We start from the raw sequence: 26,362 nt of genomic DNA, 5'->3' as shown, positions 1-26,362 counted from the left end.
CGTTTTTTACAGTTTGATATGAAATTAGAAATAAAAAAATTTCAAGAACTAACAAGCCAAGAATTATACGATATACTTCAATTAAGAAGTGAAGTTTTTGTGGTGGAGCAGGATTGCGTATACCAAGATTTGGACGGTAAGGATAAAAAGGCACTACATATTATTGGTTATAAGGATGATAAGGTAGTAGCATATACCCGTATTTTTAGAAGTGGGGATTATTTCCATGAAGCAAGTATTGGGAGGGTAGTTGTAAAACCTTTGGAACGGAAATTTGGATATGGAGTTGAGATAATGAAAGCATCCATTGCAGCCGTTGAGAATTTATTTAAGGAGACCACCATTCATCTTTCAGCACAGTGTTATCTCAAAAATTTTTATAATTCACTTGGATTTAAAGAAGTAGGAGCAGAATATTTAGAAGATGGTATTCCACATATTGGAATGACTAGAAACAAATAAAGGAGGTATATACCTCCTTTAACAATTTTAAATAAGCACTTTTTATACTTTCATTAAGTGATCTCCACCCATATTGAGATCTTCCATTAGCGTATTTGTAAATTTATAATGACCCTTAGTGGTTATGATTTTGAAACGATTGCTCTTCATTCTGCTCAGGGTATCCAAGAATAACCATTTTGATTTAAGAAGCGAATGTTTTTCTGATTTAAGACTGATATCAAAAAAGTATTTTCTACCATTTTTAATGGCAACAATGTCTGGAGTAACATGCATTCCACTACTCTTTTTTAAATAGGATTTAGGGTGTTCGAAGCCTTCCAAATCTGCCTTTATGGATTCGAAGCCCCTAGATTCTAAATGGCGTATTGATTTTTTTAAAAATTCCTGGTTTTCTAGCTTTTCCGACTGTATCATACCTGTTAAGGTACTACAAAATATTTAAAACACAAATTTAAATATTTGATTAACAGTATTTTAACGAATAAAAACGATATAACTATACCTTTAAAAGGAACAACCTCTGCTTTACGGGATATAATTAAACAGATATTGTTTTCACAATTTAAACTAACGTTTTACAGGGTATATATTTGCATACAAAAACGGCAAAACAACTTTTAATGACTATTTCGGCATTTTTAGAAAAAATAAGGAATAATCCTTCAAGAATATCATTTAAGAATACCATGAATGTAATAGAGAATAATTACAATTTTGTGCCAGTAAGGTTCATCAACGGAAAGCTGGTAAACGAGGAAGGATAGAATTCCGGATCCTGTAAGATTTTTTCTTTTGCTAAACTCCATGCTTTGAACAAAAAAGAAACTTTGGTTTGTTTTGGAGGCTATTATAGGATTGATGTACTACAGAATCCGGATAAGGATGATCATCAAAATATACGGAGTTTTATAGAGACAGGGTGGGACGCCATCTCTTTTGAAAAAGAGGCGCTTACCAAAAAATAACTGTTTTATAAGGAAAATACGTCATTGATATTCGCGACCTGAAAACCGTTAAATATAACTTTTTTATATGCTTCGCTATTCTTATCCAACAACGGATTAGTGTGGTTTAAATGGATAAAATAGATTTTGGCTTTTTCCTTAGGAGAAAAGTTTTTAAAGAGAGCCATGCTCTCAATAACAAAGGGATGTGGAATTTCTGCCATGTTCCTATTGTTCAATTCTTCACTATCGTAGAAGGTGGCATCAATAAAGGCAAGGTCTACCTTGGAAATAGCCTCTATGATATTGGTATCCCATCTATTCCATTTATCGATATCTGGTATAAATAACACTTTTTTATTGGGACCTATTATGGTATAACCAACGGTTTCAGAATACTCATCTCTATGCGGCACTGTAAAAGGAACAACAGTTAGATGGTCTGTTAGTCTCTCCTCTTGCATATTGGATAATTTTTGAAGGGTAATATTATTAGTGTTCACTAGCTGGCTCCAAGGACCATTATTTTCTAAGAAGGTCTTCATTTTTGGCATAGTAAAAACAGGAATATTTTTGGAATTCATTGCTTCCTTACCTAGGTATATAAGACCCGTATAGTGTCCAATATGCGCATGGCTTAGGAAGATACCATCGGGAGTTTCCCCTGGGATAGACAAGTCGTAGTTCTTAAGTGCTTTAATCTGTTTAGAAATATCTGGGGTGGCCTCAAAGAGGTATTTCTTTTTATGATCTGAGTCTATTACACCCAAAGAGACCACTTTTCTGTCAATATTTGGATTAAAAAATAAATTTTCACAACAAGCCTTGGTACATGCAATATGGGGAGAACCTGCATCTTGGATAGTTCCCAAAATAATCAAGGAAACCTGATTTGAAATTAGGGGAATAGCACCTGAATCTATTACTGATGTAGACCTAGATGTATTCTTTTCTTTGCATGAAACGAGGGCCAACACTATGATTAGAACAACATGTAAAGTTTTCATACTATTCAATTTTAATTTTGTATTTAACCAAAAGTCCAAGAGCCCCTTCGATTGAGAATTTGGCATTTTTTAATTTATTCCTATCTAAATCAATTTGTATGTGATAGGATGTAGAAAAGTTCGATTTTTCTAAATTGGCCCTATCAAATAAGGCATTTCTAAGATTACATTGGTCAAAAGTTGCTTCAAGTAGAGTTACTCCTGTAAAATCTACCCCTTCTAGATTGCAATGTGCAAATTTTGTGTGGGAGAGATTTTTCTGATAAAAGGAGGATAATTGCAGGTTGCATCCTGTAAAACTTACCTGAAATAAAAATTCATCTATTTCATCAAAACGCAGCCCCATAAGTTTACAATCTTTAAATACCACATCTCGAAAAGCAGCTTTTTTAGATGTGCTATGCTAAAATTACAATCGGTAAAAGTACATTCCACAAATACCATATTGGATAAATAACATTCTGAAAAAATGCAGTTATCGAAGGAACAATATTCATAGGTTGCTTTTTTTAGCGTGGATTCTAGAAAATTGATCCCTTTAAAGGCTCCCTCCTCAATATATGTGTCCATTGCTGTCCTTATTTTTAATATGTTACCAATAATGATAGGCTCTCTGTTTATTGGAGGTTTTAGTCTTTTATTTTGTTTTTTAAATGATCGGATAAACGAAGGGAAAGGGCTACTAATGTCAGGGTTGGATTAGGTGCGCCAGAGGTGGTATAACAGCCAGACCCGGCCACATAAAGATTAGATATCCTATGCACCTTGCAGTTGGCGTCCACTACGCCTTGCTTTGGATCATTAGCCATTCTTGTGGTGCCCATATGATGCCATCCTCCATTAACTGTCTCTGGGAAAGAATTGTCATTAGGATCTTGAAGAAACTCTAAAAGACGTACTCTGCCCAAATTGCATATTCCCATTTGTTGACCGATTAGTTCATATATTTTACGGATACTTCTTTTGTCCAAGCTCGTAAGTTCCCAATGAAGGTTAGCTCTAGGTACCCCTAGCGCATCTAGTTCTGAGCCCAGGGTCACTCGGGAATTGGGGTTTGGTGCCTGTTCTATTCTAGTATTCAATTGATATGCTTTGGAAATGGCACCTTTATTCTCTTTTTTAGCCTTTTCCGCGGCCAATTCCCAATCTTGCAACATACTCTTCATGGCTTTTTTAGGATCTTCATCTGCCCAAGTATCCAGTCTAGATTTTTGAAGCCTGCCAATAGTTAATGGAACCAAGGAAGCAGTACCATTCAAAATACGGTGTTCTTGCTGCATTTTTTCAGAAATGGCCAATTCTGCACTAGCTTTAGTTTTTCCAAATGTCCATGAATAGAGATCTGTTGGAAAGGGCTTTGACAGCCAAAGTTCGGCAGACGGCACTTCCAAATGCTCCATAAAATAACGTCCCACAAGGTCGTTATCATTTCCCAACCCATTTTGGACAATGGACTTAGATGCTAATAAAAGTCGAGCATTTTGAATGGCTCCACAAGCCATTATAAAATATTTGGCTCTCACAGTATGGGTCTTACCCGCAAGATTTTTAAGTGTTGCTTTCCCAATATGATTCCCATTGAGATTGGCATTTATTTCGGTGACATTCGCATAGGTATAGAGATGTATATTTGAGGCATCTGTAATGGTATCTTTATAGAGTTTTCCAAAACGAGCCAAGCTATATTGCCACATTTTGTTCCAAACCACATTTTTGTCCAAAGGGAGTGGGTTCAGATTTGGAATAACCCTTTGCCAATACTCAAAATCGTAATTGTAAGGGCCTAGTTGTAAGGTTTCATGTGCTTTTTTGTAGTATGGATCTAAGTCTTTTTTGGTAATAGGCCAACCGCTGTTTGGCACCCAATCACGTTCCATAAAATCTATGTCATCAAATGGTGAGCACATGCCCGCCCAATGTCCTGTTGTTCCTCCAAAATAATGTAATCTGCTAGATTTTAAAGGATAATATTTTTGGCCAGAAGTTTCCCCTGCATAAGAATCTTGTATTTCATCTTCATATTCAAACCCACCACCCTCTAAGAGGATTACCTTAAACGGAGAATTAATCCAATCTAGCGCTATGCTTACGCCGGCAGCACCAGCTCCAATGATACATATGTCACCTTCTATGACAGTATTGGCCTCCAGGTCTCTTGAGTCTATATGCATTTTAGGATTGATTTAATTCTGAAGTTGAAAAAAGGGCACATTGTATAGCCTCTGTTTCTGAGAGGATCCAACCGTCCAGAACAACTGTATTCCCAGTTTGGAAGTCTTTTTTAACGGTCGCCTCCAAAATAATTTCTAGATCCCTATTTTCCCTGTCTTTGTTTTCAATAAGAAAATTTTGTAATTTTTTTTTCAGCTTAATCTTGGGGAACTGCTCGCTGTAGATTCTTCCTATAGTAACAATATCTGAAGTTTCTAAAATAGAAGTCAGAATTCTTGGCTCATAAAGAAGATTTTTCCTTAAATTTCTGTTATTCCAAATATAGTAGGAAGGAATGGCCACAGTTGCTACTCCGGCCAAGGAAAGTAAAAAGAAATTACGTCTTTTCATCTTGGTTGATTTTTATGAGGAAAAGTTACGAATATCCCAGAAGCCCAAGCAATTTTTAAAAAAGATTTTAGGAGGGTGACGAAAACGGAACCAAATCACACTAAATATAAAAAATATTCTCAAAAACATGAATATCTTCAAGGTCGTAGAAATCCGGAAACTGACTCTACCGAATATCAGGGAGGTAAAAAAGGTTAAATGTATGTTATTTTGTTTAACAAAAACAAAATATATATAAACATTTTGTAAATTCACCACTTACATGTTAATATCAACTTAAGAAAGTGTGTACTCCAAAAATTAATACATAAATTGCTATGTTCGGATTGTTCAAAAAGAAATCAGAAAAAGAAGTTCTTCAGGAAAAATATCAAAAACTAATGAAGGAGGCTCACGCCCTTTCCACCACAAATAGAAAGCAAAGTGATGAAAAAGTTTTTGAAGCTGAAGAAATTATGAAGAAATTGGAACAATTGGATTGATATTAAAAATAAATAATAAATAATTCTTCTATGGATATAATGGATAGAGCTTTGGAGTTTGAACAACGCAAAACTTCATTCAAATCTACTAACGACCGTATTGTTGCCTCTCGAGAGGTTAAGGAACTTATCCTTGGACTCAATGAGGTTTACAAGGAAAAAAAGGACAGTGGGATCATGGATCTCATGAAGCGTCTGACCGTTATCAAACAAAAAATAGAAAAGCGCCTAAAAGGTAATTTGTCAGCATAAAATTACGGTCATGCATCCCTTAAAAACTTTAGCCAAGAAATTGGTATTGAATAAAATTCCTATGGATATTAATCAGCCGGTAAAAGATTCGACCATATACACTATTGAAATAAATGCTTTGAATGGAAATCCAATTCATTTGGATAAATTTAAGGGAAAAAAGCTGCTTTTCGTAAATGTAGCTTCTAAGTGTGGGTATACAAAACAATATGGCCCATTACAAAAATTACAAGACGCCTTTGGAGATAAATTAGTCATCATAGGATGTCCTTGTAATCAGTTTGGTTCTCAAGAGCCTGGAAATGCAGAGCAGATTAAGGATTTTTGTGAACGTAATTACGGGGTTAATTTTTTAATGACAGAGAAGTTAGAGGTTAAAGGTGATCAACAGCATCCTCTTTACCAGTGGCTGACAAAAAAAGATAAAAACGGGAATAAGAGTTCCAATGTTAAATGGAACTTTCAAAAATATTTGTTGGATGAAAAAGGCCAATTATTAGAAATGTTCGAATCTTCTATCGATCCCTTGAGTTCAAAAATCACCGATTTTTTAAAGTAGTATAAGCTATTGGCACATGTCACCAAGATAATATGAGTAGCACAAAAAAACCAGATCAGATTGTTTTTGATGAGGAAAGTCAACGTTATGATGCGGCTTTAAAACCTTACGCTACCGGAGTGGGGGCTCCTAAAATTACTGCGACGGATACCGTTGCCTGGAAAAACAGGAACATTCATAAGGTCAATCATCAGATCAACACCAAGTATGTTGAACTAAAGGCGGCCTATGATGAGATGATGGAACAGTTTGAATATAACAACCTTATTTATGGGGCTCGTTTTAATTTTGAACCTGTAATAGGTTCTACCTATCATTTATATAGGAATAAAAAAGAAGAACCCTTTTTATCGGTGATAGCACCTCACGAGTGTAATTTTGATTTTGTGGGTAGTTTTAGGTTAAACGCAGATCAGATGTGGGAGAAGGCTAACGTAGGATTAAAACAAGTAAAATAATTGAATGAGGACAGAATTTAATGAGAGAGAACTAGATAGGATTATAGAAATGGCATGGGAGGACCGAACGCCTTTTGAAGCCATCGAATTTCAGTTTGAAATTCCCGAAAAGGAAGTTATAAAATTGATGCGGACCAATCTTAAAGAAGGTAGTTTTAAGCGTTGGAGAAAGAGGGTGAATAGCGGTGTTAGCCAAAAGCATCTAAAGAAGCGTAACCCTGAGATAAGCAGATTCAAATGTTCCCGTCAAAAAGCCATTTCCGGAAATAAAATAAGTAAAAGGTAATTTTCTTTTAAAATAAAACCCGGGTTTAGCCGGGTTCTAGCAGTGGTGTTTATTTATTGATCAGCAGATAAATTATTTTGATACTTATTGCCGTTCCATGGCAATTACCTTACTGCTAAGTCCGCTTAAGTCTTCCCGAAATATCCAGAGTTCTGTTCGCGTACCCTTAGTGGTCTCATTCATCACACTTATAAATTCTTCCCAGCTATGTTCACCATGAACAGCTTCGAAATCCTTTGGAAAAGTATCTTCCCTTCCCAGAAAACCCATTTTATCAAAAAAATCAACATAGGCAAAATCCCCGCCTTCCTTCGCACTAGGCATTTCATTGGTATACATGCCATAGGACTCGGTGGGATATTTAGATTTCATCACGGTGGCAATTTTATCTAACTGCTCTAAAAACTGCTCTATTTTAAAGGGTACCACGTCTAGCATCATAACCTTTAAATATTTTAAATTGAAATCTTTTGGAAAGTTGGAAAGGGCTGCATGAAACCTCCAATAGGTTTGATTTCCTTCTGCCATGGTATAAGGCAACACATTCGCATTCCAATCCTCATCATGACCTGCCTTTGCTGGTCTTGCGTCCATGGCACTCCAAGTTAATGGTCCCATGACCCACATGTATTTACCAACATTGGGTCCATTAGAAATCCAATATACTCTTGCTCCATAGGTACCAGCTGCGTGAAACATTTTGTTATGTGCGGCAACACCTTTTTCGAATTCTTTAATTTTTGTAGGATTTACTGTAATCATACCGTTCTCAATTACGGCATATTCAGTTGCACCCTGTGCCATTACTAATACTGGTATTAGTAATAATGTAAAGAGTAGTTTTTTCATTTGTTTTTATATTTAAAAGTTATTGTTTATTTGTAGGCTATAGCGGCGCTTGTAGGCCCTATTAATGGCATTACCTCGGTTCGCACAAAGCCCGCCTCATGTGCCCAGCGGTTAAATTTAGAGGCCGTATAATCGTACCCTTCATACGTTTCAATCAGCATGTTCAAAGACATTAATAGCCCAAAAACATTCTCATTTCTATCGTCGTCAATTAGGTTCTCTAATACTACTAAAGCGCCACCTTTTGGCAAGGCCTGGTATGCTTTGGAAATCAATAATTTTTTATCCCTTGTGCCCCAATCATGAAGTATGTTGCCCATTGTGATTATATCAACACTTGGGAAATCTTCATTAAAAAAATTACCGGAAACAATATTTATTCTCGGGGAAAAGTCCATTTCCTCTAATTTTTCCTTTGCGATTTCAGATACTTTGGGAAGGTCAAAGGAGATACATTTCATATGAGGATGAAGGGTAGAAACTTGTATGGATAATTCGCAACCAGCCCCACCGATATCACAAAGTGTTTTATGATCCGAAAAATCAAAGTTCTTTGCAAAAGCAGTAAAATTAGCCATTTGAAATCCTCCCATAGCACTAATAAACTGACGCAGTCTTTGTTCATTGGAATATAAGACCTCGAAAAGGGGCATGTTGCTATTTTTAACCTCATTCTGTGGAAGTCCTGTTTTTAAAGCATCCTCTAAATTATTCCAAAAGGGATATAATCTGTTATTGCCCATCTCCAGCATACCCCCTATGTAGGTTGCTTTATTTTTATCAAGATAAAAATCAGTTTCTGCCGTATTGGTATATGTGGCTGTTTCTAACAACCCCTTTCTTTTTAAGAATCCAAGGGCTACCAATGCATCTAAATAGTCGTAGATACTTCGTTCATTCAATTCTAAATGTTCCTTTATTTCCTCTGCAGATAGTGTGCCCTTTGCTAATAGGGTGAATAATCCAAGATTTACAGCAGTTAAAAGGGTTTTTGAGGCCCAAAATCCCATTCCCGTCTCTATAATCTTTGAAGGGCTTATTTCAGTTTTTATTTTTGTGTCCATAGCTTACTTTTTTAGGGTTAAAATGCTGGGGATGTTTTTTCTAAACGATGATGGGGGCATATCATATCGTTGCACACATTTTTATAAATGCTTTTTAAAAAACCTAACGTACTCTCTGATTTTTTCCCCCCGAAAACAAATCAAAATAGCATAGCCGTTAGGTTTGTTATAATTCCTTATTTGGGTGTTGGCATGGTATACCCCAACTGTTCGTATACTTCCAAATTATCTGAAAAAACATTTTCTTGAACCGCCTTACCTTCTGGGTTAAACGTCCAAACACTCAAGCCATTGGTTTTGATTTTTTTATTCACGGCCGGATTGCCCATAAATTCTCCTGTGTTGGTTCCTGTTACTGTCCAATCTATATAGGCTGTATTTCCTGTAATAACTGTTTTATTTATAGCTACTTTAAAGTCTGGGAAGGCATTATGATATAGATCCATGAAACCTCCGTACTCAGCCTGATTATTGGCCACACGGATACCATTTCCATTCCTCACAAAGTCTTTAACTGTGACGGATGTAAAAAGTGATTTATCATTTTTGTTCCATGCCTCCGTAACTTTTTGAATAGAGGCTTGGATTTCTTTTTCATCAGCAGACGCGTTATGTAGCGTGTTTATTTCCATGACAAAATCTGCCATATTATACATACCAAACTCTTCTTGTACCTTCCCATCTTCCACATTTATACTTAGATGTACAGGAAATGTAATTTCCTTTCCATTGGCAGCAAAGACCCCTCTCCAATTTCCCCAAAAATTAACCCAAGTCTTACCTTCATCGGTTACTACTTTTTCATAGTAAATTGGGGCATCTTCAAATTCATAGGAGGAGAGGGCAGAAAGATTGGCTTTAAAATTATCTCTTATTTCTAATGGTGTAGCCGAAATGTTTTCCCAAGTATTGTGATGAATCTTTGCGGTATCCGCAAAATGTGTGATCCAGGTTTCCCAATCGCCTGCTTCATAATCCTGAACCATTTGCTTCACTAAGTCTATTTCTGGCCCTGTAGTAGAATAACGTTCAGGGGCTTTGCTTTGGCATGCGACAAAAAGGATGGCAATGATCCCAATAATGATTAGTTTTTTCATGATTTATTTATTTAATGGTTTATTTTAAATACATGTTAATCTTCTCCTCCAAGGGGTTTGGATTACTTCATATCGGTTTTAGGATTGGGAGGGTTTAAATGATACCCTAATTGCTGCAAAAGGCTCAACTCATTGAAATACGTGTCTTCTTTGGTTAAAATCCCCTCCTTATTAAATGTTATTTGGCTGATACCTCCAATTCTTACTTTTTTATCCGTAGGGGGATACTCGCCGTAAACCCCAGAGTTTAGTCCTGTAAAATTCCAATTGATAAAGGCGTTTTCTTCAGCGAGGTATACATTTTCCAATGAAACTTCTAGATCAGGAAAGCCCTTTATAAAAACATTGATGTGTGCTTTTAATTCATTTTGTGAGGCTACCACTTTTATGCCGTTTAAAGTGCGGATAAAACCCGTTCCGGTTATGCCCTCCAAAGCTTCAACATTATTAAGGTTCCAAACAGTGGTGATATAGATACTAATATTTTTTATAACATTTTGCTCAGTTTGTATTCTTTCCTTTTCCGTTTGCATGGATATTCCGGTACAGGAATAGCCTATAAAAAAGAAGAATATAAAAAAGGAAAATAGGGCTCTCATAAGGCAAAAATTAATTGGATAAACTATTGGGGAAATAGTTTGGGCTAGTTAAGGAATAACTTTTATTCTCTAAAAACAACCACCTTAGGACGAGTGCCACTTATTTGTTCCCGAAATAGGGTATTTTATTATCGAAAGATTTACGTTATTAATAATTGTACCTTTAGATACCTTGGGTCTTATTTGTAAAGTATTATAAATCAATGGAAAGAGCTATTCTAAAATTGATAATGACCTTGTTGTTGTCCTTTGTGAACAATACGATTTCCTATGGTCAAATCTTCGATTTTGATAGAGAACCTCCCTACAACCAAATTTTTGTTGATACTGATAATTTTGGAATTTCCTACCTAGATGAATTAGAAGAAGGTCTTTCGTCTATAACCAACGATACTATAAAATTAAAAGTCATAAACGATCTTGCGTATTATTGGCACACCAGAAACCTTAACACGGCGTTGGAATTCAGCAAAAAAGGCATATTGCTAGCAGAGCGATTGGGGAATACCCAATGGGAAGGAAGGTTACTAGTGACCCAGGGAGCTATCTTGCTTCGCATGGAGAATTTGAATGTAGCAGAACAGCAATTGGAAGCTGCCAAGACCAAAGTAATAAAAGAAGACCTTCCTTTTTTAAACACCCAACTTGGATATGTTTTTGAACGCAGGGGCGATTTGGGAAAAGCCGCAGATTATGCGATGGAAACCTTGCGGTTAGGGGAAGCCCTAAACGATAAATGGGCCCAAGCCCAAGGCTACAGTGATTTAAGTAACCTTTTTTGGAAACAATCTAAGTTTAAAATAGGGTTAAAAAATGGCCTCACTTCGGTTAATCTATTTAAGGAAAGGGGAATTACGGACCTTGATTATGGCTTTGCACTTTATGTGGTAGGAAATAATTATTTAGGGTTGGAGGATTATACAAGCGCGTTGAAGTATTATGAGCAATCTATTGTTATAGGGCAACGATATGGATTTTATAATAATTTGGCAGATGTTTATATATCGTTGATAGACCTTTATTCTTTTCTTGGGAAATTTAATAAGGGAGAGCAGGCGACCAGTTCGGCTATCAAATATTCCCAATTGCTAGATAATCAGTTTTTATTGATGCGCTCATGGCTATCACAGGGAAAACTTCAAAATTTACAGGGTAAATATATATCGGCCATTGAAAGTTTGGAACAATGTTTATCTATAGCAACGGACGAATTTGGGGATGTTTTTTATTTAAGTCAGGCTTACGAGGCATTGGGAAAGGCACATGCTGGCAACCACAATTACCAAGAAGCATATTCCGCTTTTGAGGAGTACGACAAATTGGAAAAGGAAATTTTTACCGCTGAAGCTGATCAACGAATTTCCTTACTTCAAACGCAGTTTGAAGTTGCCCAAAAGGAAAATACGATTCAATTACAGGAAACCAAATTGAAGCAACAAAATACGCGACAGGTATTTATGGTGATAACTATTGCCTTGTCTATGATGTTTTTGGGATTTGGATACATGGCGATTAAGGCGAACAGAAAAAAAAATAAAAAGCTACAAGAACAAAACAAGGAAAAGGAGTATTTGATTAAGGAGGTTCATCATAGGGTCAAAAATAATCTAGAAATTGTCTCTAGTTTGTTAGCGCTACAGGCTTCCCACTTGGAGAACAGTAAGCTGACCTTCTCATTGCAAGAAATACAAAACAGGGTATATTCTATGAGTATGATTCACCAACGATTATATCAGGATAGGAATATAGCTGCCATTGATATGGGTGATTACTTTAGTGATCTAGGAACACACGTATTAGAATCTTTTGGGGCAGAAGAAAGGATTAACATCAATTATAAAATTCAGAATATTAGTCTTGATATGGACACGGCTGTACCCATTGGCCTTATTGTAAATGAATTGCTGACTAACAGTTTTAAGTATGCATTTCCAAACAACATGAACGGAACAATAGGGCTGTTTATGCAGCTTGAAAACACCAGACTAATAGTGTTACAGGTCGCCGATAATGGGGTGGGCCAATCTAAAGAAGAACATGAGAAAACCAAAGGTTTTGGAAAGCAATTAATAGACTTACTGGTGCAACAATTGGGCGGAAAACTCACCTATGAGCATACCAATAACGGCACAAAGGCAATCTTAAAATTTAGTCGGATACAACCCTAAATGGTCTGTAAGCGTTCCATTAAATTTTTCCGATATGTTTTGCTTAATGGCACCGCTTTTTTTGAGATGACCACATGTGTATTAGCAACCTCGTCTACTTGTGACAGGTTGATTACAAACGACCTATGAATACGGATAAAATGTTCTTGGGGCAATTTTTTATCCATTTCCTTTAATGTAATGACCAACAAAAAGGATTTATTGCAGCAATAAATCCTTGAATAGTTTCTTTCTGCCTCTATATATTGTATGTCCTTGATAATGATTTTTACCATTTTATCATTATGCCTTACAAAAATGCGGTCTTCCAACATAATTGGTGAATTAGCAGCCTTTGGCAATGAATTATTGGGACGCATAGGCTGCAAATGATTACTAGCGGTAAGTTCAATAGCATGTTGTAAATCTAATTTTTTAAAGGGCTTGGAAATGAAGGCATGTGGATGGGTATTCTTTGCGCGTCTAAAATGTAAATCATCTGTGTTAGCAGTTAGAAAGATGATAGCAAGATTGTAAAGCTCCTTTATTTTTTCAGCGGTTTCAATTCCGTCTAACGTGCCTTTTAACTGAATATCTAATAGGACAATATCTGCACGATGTTCTTTTAAATGCGCCAAAGCTTCTTCTCCCCTAGGGAATATACCTCCAATTTCGTAACCAAGATTTTGTAGTTGTAGGGAGATATTAGCGGCAATCAGCATCTCATCCTCTACAATAAGAATTTTTATAACTTCCCCCATCGGTATCAGATTTTAGTAATTTATAGGGGAATTTGGCATCAAACAGTATAGTAAGATACATATAATCAGTAAAATAGCGACAATAATTGAAGTGTTTTTTATGCGCTTATAAAGAGTGTAGAAAATAAGTAGCGTTACAATTATGCTGTAACTTTAAGTCCACTTGGAAATGGGCGATATGCGTAATATTGTAATACCTCCTCAATAGCCATTCTTAAAGCATCATTAATAGGAACAATAATATTCCCCATTCTAAAGTCGATTTGTGAGAGATTCATATAATAATCGGTAAAAATGGGCACATGTAATTCTTTGGTAATTTCTTCAGATGCCTTTTGGTAGTTTTCTTTTTGCCCTTCTTTGATTATTTTGCAAGTAGCTAAGCGTAACTGCCCCACCTTATCTCTATTGGCTCCATAACCAAAAAGACGACAGATTAATCCACGGTATTTGTATTGGCTACAGCTACCATTGTTACCGCCAAAAAGTGAAACTGGGTTATACAAAAGACATAGGGTAGAGGATCGTTCCTTTAAGATCTCCAAGGTTTCTTCTGCTTTCCCTGTCAAAAAAAGATGGAATGCCCACGGTAGAAACTCTAAAGGAGACGCATCAATGTCTGGTTTGGTACAACATTTTCCACAGCCGGCGACGCAATGTAGTTTGGTGTGGGATTGGAATTCGGAAATTTCTTTTTCAAGTTGACCGTACAATGCTTCAACTGCTAATACCCTAGATTCTATGGTCATTTATTTTTTGGGCGAATGTACGCCATTAAATGTCACATAGTTTAAAATATTTAAGTGCATTACATCTTAGAGTACACAACTTATATTATTGGTTATCAAGACCAATCATAGAATTTTATTGCTTTTTTCATCTTCTCATAGGCATTGCATCTATGGCGTCAAAAAGTTCTTGACAACTAAGAAATGTGGTCTTGCGTAATTTGTTGCCACCATCCAAACCCACCAAAATGATTTCGTAAGGGGTCTTTGTTTTCTTATTTCTTTCATACAACTGTCTTGATTGCTGCCAATTATGGTCCGATAAGCCAATGGTGTACCTATTTGGTTGTATTTGATATACCATAAGTTTTCTGTCATTCAATCCTTTTTTATGGGCATTTAATTCAGCCATCTGTTGTATATAAACATCCTCTGATAAGGTCTTCACAAGGATCAATAACAACCTATTTTTCCACTTGAAGGATGATGGTTCTTGTGCCTGAAGAAGGGGTAATCCCATGACCATTAATGTGAACAACACAATAGCGCTACTTTTGCTGTAGGGGTCAGTTAATTTTTTGGTATTCGTAATCATAACAGTTAATTTTTTTGGTCAAAAAAAGCCCGTCGTTGAAGACGGGCTGATACGGTACTAAAAAGTGGAGAAATCAGATAAATTATAGTACTGTTACATTTACTGCGTTCACTCCTTTTTTACCTTCCTTTAGTTCAAATTCTACTGCATCACCTTCACGGATTTCATCAATTAATCCTGAAATGTGAACGAAGTGTTCTTTTTTTGAACCTTCCTCAACGATAAAACCAAATCCCTTGGATTCGTTGAAGAATTTTACAGTGCCTTTACTCATGACGAAAATTAAATATGTTGGATTAAAAATAATACAAATATTTAATTGTTTTCTTTTTTCAATATTATTTTTTTAGACAAGCAGCTAAGGCTCCGCGCTTTAAAATATCATTATTTATTCATGAGTTGTTGAAAGAGTTCTACATACTTACCCATATGAAATCCGTCAACAAGGCCATGATGCACATGAATTGAGACGGGCATTGTTTTTATGTCATTGGTTTCTGTCATTTTTCCAAAGGATATTTTGGGAATACTGTCTTTTGTGCTAAATCTTCTGGCATGTGAAAATGCCGTGAATTTCAACCAAGGCAAGGAGGAATAGTGGACCACTGCGTCAGAGTTTGTAGTGGGCACTAAATTGCTCGTTTTTTGCACCCTTTTTATTTCCTTTTGAGCTTCTTTCTGAAAGGTTCCAAAATCTTGATAAAAATTGATATAACTAAAACCAAAAGTTCCATTTGGTCTATCAATGGTGGCGGAGGCAGATATTATATCATGTATAACTACCCTATTCTGGTCATCAATTCTAAATTTAAATTCTTGAATTTTGTTGACAGCCGTGATCGATTTGTGTAGGTACCACAAAAAGAAGGAAACGTTGGATGCTTTCGCTTTAGCATAGGCAATGGAGCAATCAATATCTACTGTAATTCCCCAAAATGGTTCTTCAAATCCGTTGAAAAAATGAAAATGATCTCTTCTGTTCCAGGTCTCCAAATCCAAATAAGTTTCCATATTTTGTTATCGAAATTTAGTACGCTATTTTGTTGGTTTTATTGGCCCACTGCTCAAAAACTTTCACCCCTTCTTTTCTTAAAAGGCACACAAATTTTATTTCTCGGTCTCCCATGTCCTTTTTCAGCTCGTCGTAAATAAATTGGTCATCGAATTGTACGGCGGCGGCATCTTCACGGTCGCAAGCAAAAAAGACTTGTTTTAGATGTGCCCAATAGATAGCTCCCAAGCACATAGGGCAGGGCTCGCATGATGTATATATGGTGCAACCGTCCAATTGGGCAGTTCCAATCTTTTCACAGGCACGCCTAATGGCAACAATTTCAGCATGGGCGGTAGGGTCATTTGTAGACGTTACTCTATTGTAACCTTCTGCAACAATTTCATTATTTTTCACAATGACCGCTCCAAAGGGTCCACCAGCATTCGCATTCATTCCTTCAGCAGATAAATGGATTGCCCTACGCATAAAATATTCGTCTCTTTTTGTCATGTTATATTTTATTTTTAAAGAAAGTGACCAAGGCTTTCTTTTTTTTGCATGAATTGATACAACAAAGGACACAATAAGTCATGGGATTTACCCTATGTGTCACGTATTAATTGCTTTCTTTTACATGGGTTTTGAACCATTGGAGGTAACGTTCTAGACGATCCTTTACAAAAGTTGGACGTCTGATTCCATGATGCTCTCCGGGATAAACCACCAATTGGGTTTCCCTTCCCAATCTCTTCATGGCCTGGTACATCTGTTCGGAATTTAGAATAGGCACGTTCCAATCTTTTTCTCCCCCAATCCACAATGTTGGTGTGGTGATGTTAGCAACCTGATTGAAAGGCGAAATTTTCTCCCAAGCTTCCGCATTTTCCCAAGGTAACCCCAGCTCTAATTCCCAAGTCAGCTGGTAGTGATCATGCCCATAATTGGCCCGGTATAAGCCTTCACTAGCTCCTGAAACGGCCCCTTTGAATCGATCTGTTTTTGTGATGACATAATTAGTAAGGATTCCACCATAAGACCAGCCCCCTACTCCCAATTTAGAAGGATCTGCGTACCCTTGTCCTATCACATAATCAACTGCGGCCATAACATCTTGGTAATCCTTATTCCCCCAATCGGCAAAAAGGGCCTCTGAGAATGCTTGGCCATATCCAGAAGAACCTCTTGGGTTAATTAGGAGGGTCACGTAGCCATTGGCAGCGTACAATTGAGGCTCTACATCGTATTCAAATTGATATTGGCTTACAGGCCCTCCATGTATCCAAAGAATGGTAGGGTACTTTTTAGTTGTATCAAAACCAATTGGTTTCACAACAAAGCCTTCTATTTCTGTACCATCGGCACTTTTAAAGTTTATTTTTTCTATGCTAGGTTTCTCTATATTATCCAACAACCCATCGTTTAGTGAGGTAATTTTTTTTAAGGTGTTTGTAAAACTGTACACCTCAAACGGCTGGTTTGCCTTGCCTAATAAAGGGATGATAAGGTCCGCTTTTAGGTCATAGTCGGATATGCTAATATCCCCTTGGATCACCCTTTTGAAATTTTTTCCTGTAGGTTCAATGGAAGAAAGAATACTTGTGCCGCTTTCCTCTAAAATAAAATAAATGAGCTTCCCATCGTCTGAGAAGGTTGGCTTACTTATATTTCGGTCTAACCCTTCGGCTAGCAGAGTCGGTTGTCCCCCATCCACAGGGATAATAGCTAGTTTTTGGGTGGCGTACCAAATTGCCTTCTTATCAGTAACGGTTCTATACACTATGTGCTTACCGTCTGGACTCCACTGAGGATAAAAATCGGAATTTGAATTGGTAGTGACTTGCTTTAAAGACTTCCCTTTATTGGTATTGTTGGCATTTACAATCCAGATATCGTTATTCGAATTTCCATCAGGGTTATCCGATCTATTGCTGGTAAAGGCAATTTGAGTTCCGTCTGGGCTCCAAACAGGATCTTCGTCATCAAAATCCCCAGAGGTTAGCTGCCTAGGTATAGAATCGCCAAGGATCATTGTATACAGGTGGGTTCTGTATCTGTCCAGATACCCTTGATAATCTTGTTTAAATTGTAGACGGTCCACGACATAGGGCTTGGGTTTTTTGTCATCCTCTTTGTCTTTTGTAAGTTCCTCAGGCTTGGGATCTTTAATGCTCAAAAGCAACTGCTTGCCTTTTGGCGACCATTCGTGAGAAGAAACCCCTTGGAGAGTTTTTGTGAGCTGTTCAGCTTCACCACCTTGACGGTTCATGGTCCAAACTTGAGTTTTATCGCCCTCTTTTTTTGAGGCCAGAAAGGAGAGGTATTTGTTATCAGGGCTCCATTTGGGTTCTGAGGCAGAATAACCCTTTGCAGTCATCGGGATGGCTTCCCCACCTTTTGACGGAACCATCCAAATTCTGGTCTCCCAAGAATCTTCCTTTAAATCCATTTCAGATACCGTAAAAGCCACCCATATTCCGTCCGGACTGAGTACCGGATTTTTAACTGATTTAAGGTGCATAAGCTCCTCAATCGTTACGGGTTTTTTCCCCAAGTGGGTTTGACTCATTAAAGGATAGGTTAAAAACATGCTAAGGCATAGCAGTAGAAGGTGTTTGGATATCATAGTGTTTTTTTTTAAAAAAAATATTACCCAAGATATAAAATATAACGATGATAAGATATTATTTCTATAGCCATATAAAAAGCAAAAAGGCTAGAACAAATCCTAACCTTTTTATCACTAATTTGTTAATCCTATTTCAAGATTATTTCAGGATATCCTTATATTTGGAAGTGTCGGCTAACAATGCCTTGGCTGCCAAAATTGCATCATCATGACCAAGGTAATAGTCATAAAGACCTTCTCTGTAGAAATAGCGTTTGATGATTTCGTCCTCTAAATTTTTCTCAAGTTCGTTTTTATAAGTGTCTAAAGCGGTGAGCTTACTTTTGTTTATTTGCAACAGTAAGTTTTTAAGTCCGTCTTCAACTTCTGTTCCATAGATGGCTTTTTCTTCGGGGGTCATGGCTTCTTTTAAAGCCTTTTCCGTTTTGGTCTCAAAGCTAAAAGAACTTTGGTTTACAAAGGTTTTAAAAGCCTGAAAGTTGGTATCGGAAAAACTAAAATCAGATGGACTATTCAATTTATTTTGATAGTAAAATTGAGTAGCGAAATCAAAAATTACATTACTATTTATTAGGCCTTCTGTTAGGGCATTGGTTCGTAAAGCGCTTATCTCTATATCAGGCAAAACGCCTCCCCCATCTTGTACTTTACGACCATTACGTGTTTTAAAGTCGGTAAACTTGGTGTTTTTTACCGCTCTTCCATCCTGGTCACGGTTCCAATAATCCAGAGATTGGATACATCTACCTGAGGAAGTATAATAGCGAGAAATGGTTACCTTCAACTGTGTTCCATAAGTAAGTTTTAGCGGTCTTTGCACTAGCCCTTTTCCAAAGCTTCTAGCTCCCATGATTACGGCACGATCCAAATCCTGTAAACTTCCTGAAACAATCTCACTAGCTGACGCACTTCTGCCATTGACCAAGACAACAAGTGGTATACTTTCATCTACGGGCTGATTTTTTGTATGGTATTCCCTATTGAATTTTTTGACTTTAGATTTTGTGGTGACTACCAGTTCTCCTTTTGGAATAAAAAGATTGGTTACATTAATGGCCTCTGAAAGTAAACCCCCAGGATTACCTCTGAGGTCTAATATAATTTTTTCAGCTCCTTCATTTTTTAAATTGATCAAGGCCTCTTTTGTCTGATCAGATGCTTTCTGATTAAACTTTGCCAATACGATATATCCTGTCTTGGCATCTACCATTTTATAATAAGGAACCGCGTCCACTTCAATAGCTTCTCTAACAATAGTGGTTGTACTGGTTTGTCCCTGTCTTTTATAAGTCACTTCTATAGAGGTATTATTAGCTCCTTTTAAAAGTTCGCTTCCATCATCCTTAAATTCAGAGATGCCAATATCTCCTATTTTGATGATTTCATCCCCCGCTTTTAAACCGGCTTTATCTGCAGGATAGTTTTTGTAGGGCTCTATGACCACTAATTTATCCTTATAGGACCTTACAATGGCACCAATACCTGAATATTCGCCTGCATTATTGATTTTATAAGCCTCAACATCCTGTTCATTCAAAAATTTGGTATAGGGATCAAGACCTTCCAACATATTTTTAATGGCATTGTCCATGAGTTCTGCAGGATTGGTCTCATCCACATAGTTCATGTTCAGCTCTTTAAACAAGGTGGTGAAAATTTCTATCTGCTTGGCAATTTCAAAGAAATCACTTTTAAAACTGGACCCTACTACAAGAAACACGAGGGCTATAATAGGGATAAGAACCTTTTTTTTAATTGAGCTTTTCATGATTCTCTTTTATTATAAGTTTTTTAAAAAGGAGCTTAAAGGTAGCTTCCAAATGCTCATAAGTGGGCATATCTTTACCAAGGTATAAAAACATAAACGCATAGTCGCCCACTATGTTGTTAAAAATTAAAGGTTTGTTTAAACGATAACATTCGCGCATCAGCCTTTTTATCCGATTTCTATTTACGGCACTTTTGAAATTTCTTTTCGATGCGGTAACCCCTGTTTTAATTTTAGAACCATCATCATGTACAGTTTTAAGATAGATGAGTTTTACGGGATAATTGGAAACACTTTTCCCTTCAGCAAACAACTGTTCGATGAGCTTCTTACTCTTTAATTTTTCTTTTTTATGGAGTGTAAATGACATGGTGGCGTAAAAGTAAAAATAAAAACCACAGCTTCTAATTTATGACATACATCATAGGTCAAAAATTCAAAGGAGGTTAATTTGTAAGAGGATTTAATTAAGCTACAGAACATCAATAAAAAAGAAAGAGAATGGGAGAATTACATGTAGAGGCATTACTGAAGAGCCCAAATAATTCCAAGTACATAAAACAGCTACTAACGGATATAGAAGCCTTGGAGCATATGCTGCAAAACGATATGTTCGAGAAAACCCCCATCCGTATTGGGGGTGAACAGGAATTCTGTTTGGTAGACAGGGCATGGCAACCTTCAAATAAGGCCTTGGAAATTTTAGAGAAAATAAATGATCCCCATTTTACCACGGAAATAGCTTTGTACAATTTGGAGATCAATCTGGATCCCTTGGCTTTAAAAGGCTTTTGTTTTTCAGATATGCACAGGCAATTGGATGACTTATTGAAAATGGCAGAAGAGGTCGCAGAAAAACACAGTAATAAAATTATTCTTACTGGAATACTCCCCACAATAACCCAAAAACACTTAGATCTCCCTTATATGACCCCAATTAAGCGCTATCAAATATTGAACGAGGCTGTAAAGGAGATGCGAAAAAACGATTTTGAACTTCATATCAAAGGAGTGGATGAGCTCAATGTACACCATGATTCCGTGTTATACGAAGGGTGCAATACCAGTTACCAATCTCATTTGCAGATAGATCCTGATGATTTTAGGGATACTTATAATTGGTCACAAGCCATTGCCGGACCGTTACTGGCTATATGCACCAACGCACCCATGCTTATGGGAAGGGAACTATGGCAAGAAACACGGATTGCCCTTTTTACCCAAAGTGTAGATACAAGGGCAAGCACCTTTTTACTGAATGAAAGGGAGGCAAGGGTAAATTTTGGTAACGACTGGGCCAAAGGAAGCATTGTGGATTTCTATAAGGAATCCATTGTAGGTTTCAGGAGTATGTTGACCACAAATTTCGAGACCGATAGCTTGAGCGAACTGAAGGCAGGTAAAACACCAAAACTGAGGGCCCTTAACTTGCACAATGGTACGGTATACAAATGGAACCGACTCTGTTATGGGGCTTCCAAGGGCAAACCACATGTACGTATTGAAAACCGGTATATTCCTTCCGGACCCACCACAGACGATGAAATTGCCAATATGATGTTTTGGGTGGGCATAATGAGGGGAAGGCCAAAAAAGTACAATGACGTCCACACCAAAATGGATTTTAAGGATGTAAAGACCAATTTTTACAATGCTGCCAGATATGGGATGGCGGCCCAATTCTATTGGGGCGAAAAATTAGTCTCCAGCCAAGACCTGCTCATGGATCAACTATTACCTATGGCCTATAGAGGGTTGTACGCAATGGACGTAGCACCTGAAGATGCGGAACATTATTTGACCATCATTGAGAAAAGGATAAAATCTTACAATGGATCCAGATGGACGGTACAGGCATATCGAAAATTAAGAAAAGAGCACAAATCCCTGAATGCCTTGGTAATTTTAACAGCATCTATGTATCAACAGCAAAAGAAAGGGTATACTGTTGATGCTTGGGAATTGCCAAGGGGAGATGAACACATTATCCAACAAGAATTCTCTAAAGTAGGTCAGGCCATGAACACCAAAGCCATAACCGCTCAAGAAAACGACAGTGCGGAATTGGTGTTGAAAATGATGCAGTGGAAAAACATACACCATGTGCCTATTCTTGACAATAATTTGGATTTGGTAGGACTATTGACCTGGACAGATGTAGAACAGTTTTTGGGAAAACCAGGAGAGCTGGAACAGAGTATTCGAGATATAATGAAGACACAACTAATTACTATTACCGAGGATGAGCAATTGGCCAAGGCAAAGAGCGTTATGCAATCCAAAGCTATTAACTGCCTTCCCGTGGTGCGTGGAAAAAAACTAGTGGGCATTATTACTATCAACGACCTATGAACTTTTTAACATTCAAGGGTCAGGAAGAAAGGCTTATTGGCCATTTGAAAGGGAATCAAAATGGGCCTACTTTAGTTTTTTTGGTGGAATTCACGGCAACAAACCCTCTGGCTGTAGGGCGATCCAAGAAGTATTTCAAAAAAGAACCCCATTTAAAACACCTTAGATAGGGCTTTAAACGGGGTCGTATCGTATACCCTAAAAAGGGCATTAATGAACTCTTTAAGGGTGCTAGTTAGTTTTATTCCTCTTTTTGGAAGAAATTATTTTCCCTATCTATATCCGCCATTAGTTGTGACGGATCAAGGACAACTGCCTTTACTTCGCCTACCGGTTTGTCTATAGTGAAATCATAGGTAGGATATGCCCATGGCCAATCTGGCAAAACCGTTCTGTTCAAAGTAGGATATGGGTTTTCTTTTTCGCCCCTCATCATTCTTAAAGGCGCATAAAAAGTTTCTTGGCTACCGTCTTCATAAACAACAAGAATATCCTGCGGCATTGGCATAAGCCCTATTCTTTCTAGGGTTACTTTGGTCTTACCGTCCATCTCCTCTACGGCTTTTATGCCATAATCAATGGTATTTGTGGTCTGTGTCCAATCTATCAGATACCAATCCAGTTCTATCCCTGATACTTTTTCTGCACTTCTTTTAATATCATTGGGGGTTGGGTGCTTAAATTTAAAGTCGTCATAATATTTATGAAGGGTTTCCATTAATTTTTCTTGCCCGATCACATATCCTAATTGTGCCAAAAATATTTCTCCTTTGCTATAGGCAGTAACCCCATAGGCAAAATTTAAGGCATATCTATCAGAGTGCGTTGTCTGAGGCTGTTCTTTTCCAGAAGCCACTAATCTGTAGTACCCTTTATAGGCACCCTCAAATGGATTGTCTTTTTTCTCGCCCATAAACTCGTTCATGTAAAGGCCAGAAATAAAAGAGGTAAATCCTTCATCCATCCATTCGTGCTTGGACTCATTTGAAGCCAAAATATGTTGGAACCAGGAGTGAGCCATTTCATGAGCCGTAACCCCTACCAAGCTTCCAAAAGAACGTTCTCCGGTTATCAAGGTGCTCATGGCATATTCCATTCCACCATCACCACCTTGGATTACGGAATATTGATCATAAGGGTATTTACCTACATTTTTACTAAAAAACGCCATCATTTCAGCGGTCTTAGGCTGAAGTTTTTTCCAGTTTTCTATTATTTCTGGGTTGTTCTTATAAAGGAAATGAAGCATTGGCCCATTTTCTACCTGTAGCGTATCATGAAGGTAATCAGGATCTGCTGCCCACATAAAATCGTGCACCATGGGTGCCTTAAAATGCCAAGTCAATGTTTTTCCTTTCTGCTTTTTTACTTTAGTCCCTTGGGCTTCATATCCATGACCAATTTCTTGTGGGTTTTGTAAATATCCTGAGCCTCCTATTACATACTTCTTATCTATGGTTAAAGAGACGTCAAAGTCTCCCCATACGCCATGGAATTCTCTAGCGATATAAGGATCTGCATGCCATCCTTCAAAATCATATTCTGCCAATTTTGGATACCATTGACTCATAGATAGTGCAACGCCTTCAGCATTGTTCCTTCCTGATCGTCTAATTTGAATAGGAACCTGTCCATTGAAATTCATTTCAAAAGTGGTCTTAGCACCTGGCTGAATAGGATTTGCTAATTCTACTACAAGAACCGTCCCTTCCTCTACAAATGAGGTTTCTGCCCCATCTTGCGTTAAGGAAGTTACCTTTAGATATCCTATTTCTTCTGGGGTAAGCGGAGCTATCCTACTCTTGCCATCTACAAACATTCTACTATCTGGGTCTTCAACATCCTGCAGTCTGATATCCATTTCACTACCTGGTTGAAAGGCATTGAAAAATAGGTGGTAATATACCCTGTCTAAAACATCAGGGGAATTATTGGTATAAACCAACGTCTGCGTTCCGGTGTACCGGAAATTTTCCACATCCATATCCACCTTCATGGTGTAATCTACATGCTGTTGCCAATAACTGGTATTATTTTGAGCCCACAAGGAGGTGGACACTGAAATTATGGCCATAAAAAGCCCTAACACTAAACCTTTATTATCCTTCATTTGTTATAGTTTGATTTTTCCTTTAGATACTTGTTCTGCTAATATTAATGCATTGTAAGCATTGGCCATTTTTCCAGATTTGGAAATTTTATTAAATGGGCTGGCTTTAGATGGGTCACCGTCCAAAATAACAGATGTATTGGTTGTAATCCCCGACTGCATGATGATCTTTTTTACTTGAGGGGCGCTGAGGTCAGGGTATTGGGAACGGATAAGTGCTGCTATTCCCGCTACAGCTGGTGCCGCCATGGAAGTGCCTCCCAAAAACGCGTACTCATTGTTTGGAACCGTAGAGTAGATAGCCGCTCCGGGAGCAAAAACATCTACATTTATAACTCCATAGTTAGAAAATGAGGCTACCATTTCACCACCATATTTACTGGTCAAAGCACCAACGGTGATAACGTTGTCGGCTATTTCAGCTCCGTTATTAACCTGATCATTGGGAAAGTTTGGGTTCTTTGGATCATCCAAATTAAGTCCGTCGTTACCTGCGGCATGTACAAAAAGCACATCCTTAGAGGCTGCATATTTAATGGCATCGTATACCCAATCGGCATTTGGGGAAAATGACTTTCCAAAACTACCGTTAATAATTTTAGCACCATTATCCACTGCATAACGTATTCCCAAGGCTATATCCTTATCGTATTCATCTCCATTAGGAACCGCACGGATACTCATTATGGCCACATTGTTTGCTACGCCATTGGCACCTTTTCCGTTATTGCGTTCAGCAGCAATAATACCAGCTACATGGGTACCATGGTTTTCCTCTTCCATCCTGTTTTTTGGATTACCATTACCGTAGGTAGTATCCATTAAATTATAGGGGTCATCGCCAACTGTAGTCCTTCCATTAAAGGCTACATTGAGGTTGTAGTTAAGACTTTCGGAAAAGTGTTTAATTCCGTTTTCAAGCTCCTTCATCACTTCTGGGATGTTTTCCCCATAGTTGAACATTTGAAGCAATATGCCTACATGTTGTTGCATAGAAGCGTCATCTGTTTTAATGGCCGATACATCTGTTTTGGTATATTCTTCCTTACCTAATTTTTCTTTTACTGCCACATCGGCATTTTTTACCGCTTGGAATATTTGTTCGTACTGTTGTTTGCTTTGCAAGGCCTCGGTATAGGCATTGTCTAATTTGGCTTTGGCCCTAGCCTGTAAATTGGCATCCCCAATCTTTTTAGAGACTATTCGGGTGTGTTCTAGTTGTTCATTATAAGATTCTCCTAGAAAGTTATAACCTTGGAGATCATCAATGTAACCGTTATTATCGTCATCTTTTCCATTCCCTGCAATTTCAGCTGTGTTGGACCAAATAACAGCTTTTAGGTCCTCATGATCTAAGTCTATTCCAGAATCTAAAACTGCTACGATAACTTTTTCTCCTTTTTTAGTTCCTATTATATCACTATAGGCCCTGTCCACACTCATTCCGGGAATGGTATCGTACAATAGGTCTGTATGTCCCCAATTCCTTTTTTGTGCTTCCGTAAGTTCCGCAACTTTTAAAGGAACGGCATCTATGTTTTCAATGGGAGTAGAGATTAATCCAGTAGAACCACCGCACCCAATCAAAAAAACTGAGGCTGAACACAGTCCCCAAAAAGACTTAGAAAATGTAATTGTCATTAGTTGAAATAATTTA

Annotated in this window: 29 protein-coding genes and 1 pseudogene; 9 read left to right on the top strand and 21 right to left on the bottom strand. The window is 37.5% G+C overall.

Annotation, left to right across the window (positions count from 1 at the left end):
* The first annotated feature begins 18 nt into the window (after positions 1 to 18).
* On the top strand, positions 19 to 462 hold the full coding sequence (locus ABXZ36_RS02450; protein ID WP_354613876.1) for a GNAT family N-acetyltransferase: 444 nt from the start codon (positions 19 to 21) through the stop codon (positions 460 to 462).
* 42 nt (positions 463 to 504) lie between these two features.
* Here ABXZ36_RS02450 and ABXZ36_RS02445 read toward each other — a convergent pair whose 3' ends face one another.
* Positions 505 to 879: a hypothetical protein gene (locus tag ABXZ36_RS02445; protein ID WP_354613875.1), complete on the bottom strand. Its 375-nt coding sequence runs from the start codon at positions 877 to 879 to the stop codon at positions 505 to 507.
* Between the two features lie 206 nt (positions 880 to 1,085).
* Here ABXZ36_RS02445 and ABXZ36_RS02440 point away from each other — a divergent pair.
* Positions 1,086 to 1,430, top strand: a pseudogene (locus ABXZ36_RS02440) (HopJ type III effector protein).
* Positions 1,431 to 1,435: 5 nt separating this feature from the next.
* On the opposite strand, the gene ABXZ36_RS02435 reads toward ABXZ36_RS02440, so the two are convergent.
* The 5 genes from ABXZ36_RS02435 to ABXZ36_RS02415 are packed head-to-tail and all read right to left on the bottom strand — an operon-like array spanning position 1,436 to position 4,978.
* A complete protein-coding gene (locus tag ABXZ36_RS02435; RefSeq protein ID WP_354613874.1) occupies positions 1,436 to 2,416 on the bottom strand; it encodes an MBL fold metallo-hydrolase in 981 nt (326 codons plus the stop codon).
* 1 nt (position 2,417) lies between these two features.
* Positions 2,418 to 2,762 carry a pentapeptide repeat-containing protein gene (locus tag ABXZ36_RS02430; RefSeq protein ID WP_354613873.1) on the bottom strand — a complete coding sequence of 115 codons (345 nt, stop codon included), beginning with the start codon at positions 2,760 to 2,762 and terminating at the stop codon, positions 2,418 to 2,420.
* Complete coding sequence (locus ABXZ36_RS02425) at positions 2,738 to 2,986, bottom strand: pentapeptide repeat-containing protein (RefSeq protein ID WP_354613871.1); 249 nt, start codon at positions 2,984 to 2,986, stop codon at positions 2,738 to 2,740. Before ABXZ36_RS02425 ends, ABXZ36_RS02430 begins: the two co-directional genes overlap by 25 nt.
* A gap of 59 nt (positions 2,987 to 3,045) precedes the next feature.
* Positions 3,046 to 4,587: a GMC oxidoreductase gene (locus ABXZ36_RS02420; RefSeq protein WP_354613870.1), complete on the bottom strand. Its 1,542-nt coding sequence runs from the start codon at positions 4,585 to 4,587 to the stop codon at positions 3,046 to 3,048.
* A gap of 1 nt (position 4,588) precedes the next feature.
* Positions 4,589 to 4,978 (bottom strand): hypothetical protein, encoded by a 390-nt coding sequence (locus ABXZ36_RS02415; RefSeq protein ID WP_354613869.1) that lies wholly within the window; start codon positions 4,976 to 4,978, stop codon positions 4,589 to 4,591.
* Between the two features lie 317 nt (positions 4,979 to 5,295).
* Here ABXZ36_RS02415 and ABXZ36_RS02410 point away from each other — a divergent pair, with 317 nt between their 5' ends.
* From ABXZ36_RS02410 to ABXZ36_RS02390, 5 genes are read left to right on the top strand one after another with little or no spacing between them, the layout of a single operon-like run.
* The gene (locus ABXZ36_RS02410) at positions 5,296 to 5,460 is read left to right on the top strand and encodes a Lacal_2735 family protein (RefSeq protein ID WP_354613868.1); all 165 of its coding nucleotides are present in this window, start codon (positions 5,296 to 5,298) and stop codon (positions 5,458 to 5,460) included.
* Positions 5,461 to 5,490: 30 nt separating this feature from the next.
* Entirely contained in the window at positions 5,491 to 5,712 is a 222-nt protein-coding gene (locus ABXZ36_RS02405) for a hypothetical protein (RefSeq protein WP_354613867.1), read from the top strand.
* Positions 5,713 to 5,722: 10 nt separating this feature from the next.
* Entirely contained in the window at positions 5,723 to 6,271 is a 549-nt protein-coding gene (locus ABXZ36_RS02400; protein ID WP_435601967.1) for a glutathione peroxidase, read from the top strand.
* Positions 6,272 to 6,303: 32 nt separating this feature from the next.
* On the top strand, positions 6,304 to 6,729 hold the full coding sequence (locus tag ABXZ36_RS02395; RefSeq protein ID WP_354613866.1) for a DUF2452 domain-containing protein: 426 nt from the start codon (positions 6,304 to 6,306) through the stop codon (positions 6,727 to 6,729).
* Between the two features lie 4 nt (positions 6,730 to 6,733).
* A complete protein-coding gene (locus ABXZ36_RS02390; protein WP_354613865.1) occupies positions 6,734 to 7,015 on the top strand; it encodes a TIGR03643 family protein in 282 nt (93 codons plus the stop codon).
* Between the two features lie 84 nt (positions 7,016 to 7,099).
* On the opposite strand, the gene ABXZ36_RS02385 is transcribed toward ABXZ36_RS02390, so the two are convergent.
* The 4 genes from ABXZ36_RS02385 to ABXZ36_RS02370 all read right to left on the bottom strand — a co-directional run bounded on the left by ABXZ36_RS02385 (position 7,100) and on the right by ABXZ36_RS02370 (position 10,624).
* The gene (locus tag ABXZ36_RS02385) at positions 7,100 to 7,864 is read right to left on the bottom strand and encodes a hypothetical protein (protein WP_354613864.1); all 765 of its coding nucleotides are present in this window, start codon (positions 7,862 to 7,864) and stop codon (positions 7,100 to 7,102) included.
* Between the two features lie 26 nt (positions 7,865 to 7,890).
* The gene (locus ABXZ36_RS02380) at positions 7,891 to 8,928 is read right to left on the bottom strand and encodes a methyltransferase (RefSeq protein WP_354613863.1); all 1,038 of its coding nucleotides are present in this window, start codon (positions 8,926 to 8,928) and stop codon (positions 7,891 to 7,893) included.
* A gap of 176 nt (positions 8,929 to 9,104) precedes the next feature.
* Positions 9,105 to 10,025: an ester cyclase gene (locus tag ABXZ36_RS02375; RefSeq protein WP_354613862.1), complete on the bottom strand. Its 921-nt coding sequence runs from the start codon at positions 10,023 to 10,025 to the stop codon at positions 9,105 to 9,107.
* 62 nt (positions 10,026 to 10,087) lie between these two features.
* The gene (locus tag ABXZ36_RS02370; RefSeq protein ID WP_354613861.1) at positions 10,088 to 10,624 is read right to left on the bottom strand and encodes an ester cyclase; all 537 of its coding nucleotides are present in this window, start codon (positions 10,622 to 10,624) and stop codon (positions 10,088 to 10,090) included.
* Positions 10,625 to 10,827: 203 nt separating this feature from the next.
* On the opposite strand from ABXZ36_RS02370, the gene ABXZ36_RS02365 reads away from it, so the two are divergent.
* Complete coding sequence (locus ABXZ36_RS02365; protein ID WP_354613860.1) at positions 10,828 to 12,792, top strand: sensor histidine kinase; 1,965 nt, start codon at positions 10,828 to 10,830, stop codon at positions 12,790 to 12,792.
* Here ABXZ36_RS02365 and ABXZ36_RS02360 read toward each other — a convergent pair.
* The 9 genes from ABXZ36_RS02360 to rnpA form a co-directional block, all read right to left on the bottom strand.
* On the bottom strand, positions 12,789 to 13,532 hold the full coding sequence (locus tag ABXZ36_RS02360; protein WP_354613859.1) for a LytR/AlgR family response regulator transcription factor: 744 nt from the start codon (positions 13,530 to 13,532) through the stop codon (positions 12,789 to 12,791). The genes ABXZ36_RS02365 and ABXZ36_RS02360 overlap by 4 nt on opposite strands.
* 140 nt (positions 13,533 to 13,672) lie before the next feature.
* On the bottom strand, positions 13,673 to 14,281 hold the full coding sequence (locus ABXZ36_RS02355) for a YkgJ family cysteine cluster protein (RefSeq protein ID WP_354613858.1): 609 nt from the start codon (positions 14,279 to 14,281) through the stop codon (positions 13,673 to 13,675).
* Between the two features lie 127 nt (positions 14,282 to 14,408).
* Complete coding sequence (locus tag ABXZ36_RS02350) at positions 14,409 to 14,855, bottom strand: DUF4174 domain-containing protein (RefSeq protein ID WP_354613857.1); 447 nt, start codon at positions 14,853 to 14,855, stop codon at positions 14,409 to 14,411.
* A gap of 82 nt (positions 14,856 to 14,937) precedes the next feature.
* Positions 14,938 to 15,129, bottom strand: coding sequence for a cold-shock protein (locus ABXZ36_RS02345; protein ID WP_354613856.1), 192 nt, complete (start codon positions 15,127 to 15,129; stop codon positions 14,938 to 14,940).
* Between the two features lie 110 nt (positions 15,130 to 15,239).
* On the bottom strand, positions 15,240 to 15,866 hold the full coding sequence (locus tag ABXZ36_RS02340; protein WP_354613855.1) for a CatA-like O-acetyltransferase: 627 nt from the start codon (positions 15,864 to 15,866) through the stop codon (positions 15,240 to 15,242).
* A 16-nt stretch (positions 15,867 to 15,882) separates the two neighbouring features.
* On the bottom strand, positions 15,883 to 16,359 hold the full coding sequence (locus ABXZ36_RS02335) for a nucleoside deaminase (RefSeq protein ID WP_354613854.1): 477 nt from the start codon (positions 16,357 to 16,359) through the stop codon (positions 15,883 to 15,885).
* Between the two features lie 106 nt (positions 16,360 to 16,465).
* Positions 16,466 to 18,415: a S9 family peptidase gene (locus ABXZ36_RS02330; protein ID WP_354613853.1), complete on the bottom strand. Its 1,950-nt coding sequence runs from the start codon at positions 18,413 to 18,415 to the stop codon at positions 16,466 to 16,468.
* 199 nt (positions 18,416 to 18,614) lie between these two features.
* On the bottom strand, positions 18,615 to 20,243 hold the full coding sequence (locus tag ABXZ36_RS02325) for a S41 family peptidase (RefSeq protein WP_354613852.1): 1,629 nt from the start codon (positions 20,241 to 20,243) through the stop codon (positions 18,615 to 18,617).
* The gene (rnpA, locus tag ABXZ36_RS02320) at positions 20,227 to 20,613 is read right to left on the bottom strand and encodes a ribonuclease P protein component (RefSeq protein WP_354613851.1); all 387 of its coding nucleotides are present in this window, start codon (positions 20,611 to 20,613) and stop codon (positions 20,227 to 20,229) included. Before rnpA ends, ABXZ36_RS02325 begins: the two co-directional genes overlap by 17 nt.
* Positions 20,614 to 20,744: 131 nt before the next feature.
* On the opposite strand from rnpA, the gene ABXZ36_RS02315 reads away from it, so the two are divergent.
* The gene (locus ABXZ36_RS02315) at positions 20,745 to 22,595 is read left to right on the top strand and encodes a glutamate-cysteine ligase family protein (protein ID WP_354613850.1); all 1,851 of its coding nucleotides are present in this window, start codon (positions 20,745 to 20,747) and stop codon (positions 22,593 to 22,595) included.
* 241 nt (positions 22,596 to 22,836) lie between these two features.
* Here the strand turns inward: ABXZ36_RS02315 and ABXZ36_RS02310 are convergent, their stop codons facing one another.
* Together ABXZ36_RS02310 and ABXZ36_RS02305 are read right to left on the bottom strand one after the other, a co-directional pair.
* Complete coding sequence (locus ABXZ36_RS02310; RefSeq protein ID WP_354614133.1) at positions 22,837 to 24,669, bottom strand: M1 family metallopeptidase; 1,833 nt, start codon at positions 24,667 to 24,669, stop codon at positions 22,837 to 22,839.
* 39 nt (positions 24,670 to 24,708) lie between these two features.
* Positions 24,709 to 26,346 (bottom strand): S8 family peptidase, encoded by a 1,638-nt coding sequence (locus tag ABXZ36_RS02305; protein WP_354613849.1) that lies wholly within the window; start codon positions 26,344 to 26,346, stop codon positions 24,709 to 24,711.
* Positions 26,347 to 26,362: the final 16 nt, after the last annotated feature.

It is taken from the genome of Sediminicola arcticus, from assembly GCF_040566695.1.
Taxonomy (GTDB): Bacteria; Bacteroidota; Bacteroidia; order Flavobacteriales; family Flavobacteriaceae; genus Sediminicola; species Sediminicola arcticus.
This window is presented reverse-complemented; position numbering and strand designations above follow the sequence as displayed.

Bases quoted from the DNA above. Each gene is read 5' to 3' on its own strand.
- ABXZ36_RS02450 (WP_354613876.1), top strand. From the start codon at position 19: ATGAAATTAGAAATAAAAAAATTTCAAGAACTAACAAGCCAAGAATTA.
- ABXZ36_RS02445 (WP_354613875.1), bottom strand. From the start codon at position 879: ATGATACAGTCGGAAAAGCTAGAAAACCAGGAATTTTTAAAAAAATCA.
- ABXZ36_RS02435 (WP_354613874.1), bottom strand. From the start codon at position 2,416: ATGAAAACTTTACATGTTGTTCTAATCATAGTGTTGGCCCTCGTTTCA.
- ABXZ36_RS02430 (WP_354613873.1), bottom strand. From the start codon at position 2,762: ATGGGGCTGCGTTTTGATGAAATAGATGAATTTTTATTTCAGGTAAGT.
- ABXZ36_RS02425 (WP_354613871.1), bottom strand. From the start codon at position 2,986: ATGGACACATATATTGAGGAGGGAGCCTTTAAAGGGATCAATTTTCTA.
- ABXZ36_RS02420 (WP_354613870.1), bottom strand. From the start codon at position 4,587: ATGCATATAGACTCAAGAGACCTGGAGGCCAATACTGTCATAGAAGGT.
- ABXZ36_RS02415 (WP_354613869.1), bottom strand. From the start codon at position 4,978: ATGAAAAGACGTAATTTCTTTTTACTTTCCTTGGCCGGAGTAGCAACT.
- ABXZ36_RS02410 (WP_354613868.1), top strand. From the start codon at position 5,296: ATGTTCGGATTGTTCAAAAAGAAATCAGAAAAAGAAGTTCTTCAGGAA.
- ABXZ36_RS02405 (WP_354613867.1), top strand. From the start codon at position 5,491: ATGGATATAATGGATAGAGCTTTGGAGTTTGAACAACGCAAAACTTCA.
- ABXZ36_RS02400 (WP_435601967.1), top strand. From the start codon at position 5,723: ATGCATCCCTTAAAAACTTTAGCCAAGAAATTGGTATTGAATAAAATT.
- ABXZ36_RS02395 (WP_354613866.1), top strand. From the start codon at position 6,304: ATGAGTAGCACAAAAAAACCAGATCAGATTGTTTTTGATGAGGAAAGT.
- ABXZ36_RS02390 (WP_354613865.1), top strand. From the start codon at position 6,734: ATGAGGACAGAATTTAATGAGAGAGAACTAGATAGGATTATAGAAATG.
- ABXZ36_RS02385 (WP_354613864.1), bottom strand. From the start codon at position 7,864: ATGAAAAAACTACTCTTTACATTATTACTAATACCAGTATTAGTAATG.
- ABXZ36_RS02380 (WP_354613863.1), bottom strand. From the start codon at position 8,928: ATGGACACAAAAATAAAAACTGAAATAAGCCCTTCAAAGATTATAGAG.
- ABXZ36_RS02375 (WP_354613862.1), bottom strand. From the start codon at position 10,025: ATGAAAAAACTAATCATTATTGGGATCATTGCCATCCTTTTTGTCGCA.
- ABXZ36_RS02370 (WP_354613861.1), bottom strand. From the start codon at position 10,624: ATGAGAGCCCTATTTTCCTTTTTTATATTCTTCTTTTTTATAGGCTAT.
- ABXZ36_RS02365 (WP_354613860.1), top strand. From the start codon at position 10,828: ATGGAAAGAGCTATTCTAAAATTGATAATGACCTTGTTGTTGTCCTTT.
- ABXZ36_RS02360 (WP_354613859.1), bottom strand. From the start codon at position 13,532: ATGGGGGAAGTTATAAAAATTCTTATTGTAGAGGATGAGATGCTGATT.
- ABXZ36_RS02355 (WP_354613858.1), bottom strand. From the start codon at position 14,281: ATGACCATAGAATCTAGGGTATTAGCAGTTGAAGCATTGTACGGTCAA.
- ABXZ36_RS02350 (WP_354613857.1), bottom strand. From the start codon at position 14,855: ATGATTACGAATACCAAAAAATTAACTGACCCCTACAGCAAAAGTAGC.
- ABXZ36_RS02345 (WP_354613856.1), bottom strand. From the start codon at position 15,129: ATGAGTAAAGGCACTGTAAAATTCTTCAACGAATCCAAGGGATTTGGT.
- ABXZ36_RS02340 (WP_354613855.1), bottom strand. From the start codon at position 15,866: ATGGAAACTTATTTGGATTTGGAGACCTGGAACAGAAGAGATCATTTT.
- ABXZ36_RS02335 (WP_354613854.1), bottom strand. From the start codon at position 16,359: ATGACAAAAAGAGACGAATATTTTATGCGTAGGGCAATCCATTTATCT.
- ABXZ36_RS02330 (WP_354613853.1), bottom strand. From the start codon at position 18,415: ATGAGTCAAACCCACTTGGGGAAAAAACCCGTAACGATTGAGGAGCTT.
- ABXZ36_RS02325 (WP_354613852.1), bottom strand. From the start codon at position 20,243: ATGAAAAGCTCAATTAAAAAAAAGGTTCTTATCCCTATTATAGCCCTC.
- rnpA (WP_354613851.1), bottom strand. From the start codon at position 20,613: ATGTCATTTACACTCCATAAAAAAGAAAAATTAAAGAGTAAGAAGCTC.
- ABXZ36_RS02315 (WP_354613850.1), top strand. From the start codon at position 20,745: ATGGGAGAATTACATGTAGAGGCATTACTGAAGAGCCCAAATAATTCC.
- ABXZ36_RS02310 (WP_354614133.1), bottom strand. From the start codon at position 24,669: ATGGCCATAATTTCAGTGTCCACCTCCTTGTGGGCTCAAAATAATACC.
- ABXZ36_RS02305 (WP_354613849.1), bottom strand. From the start codon at position 26,346: ATGACAATTACATTTTCTAAGTCTTTTTGGGGACTGTGTTCAGCCTCA.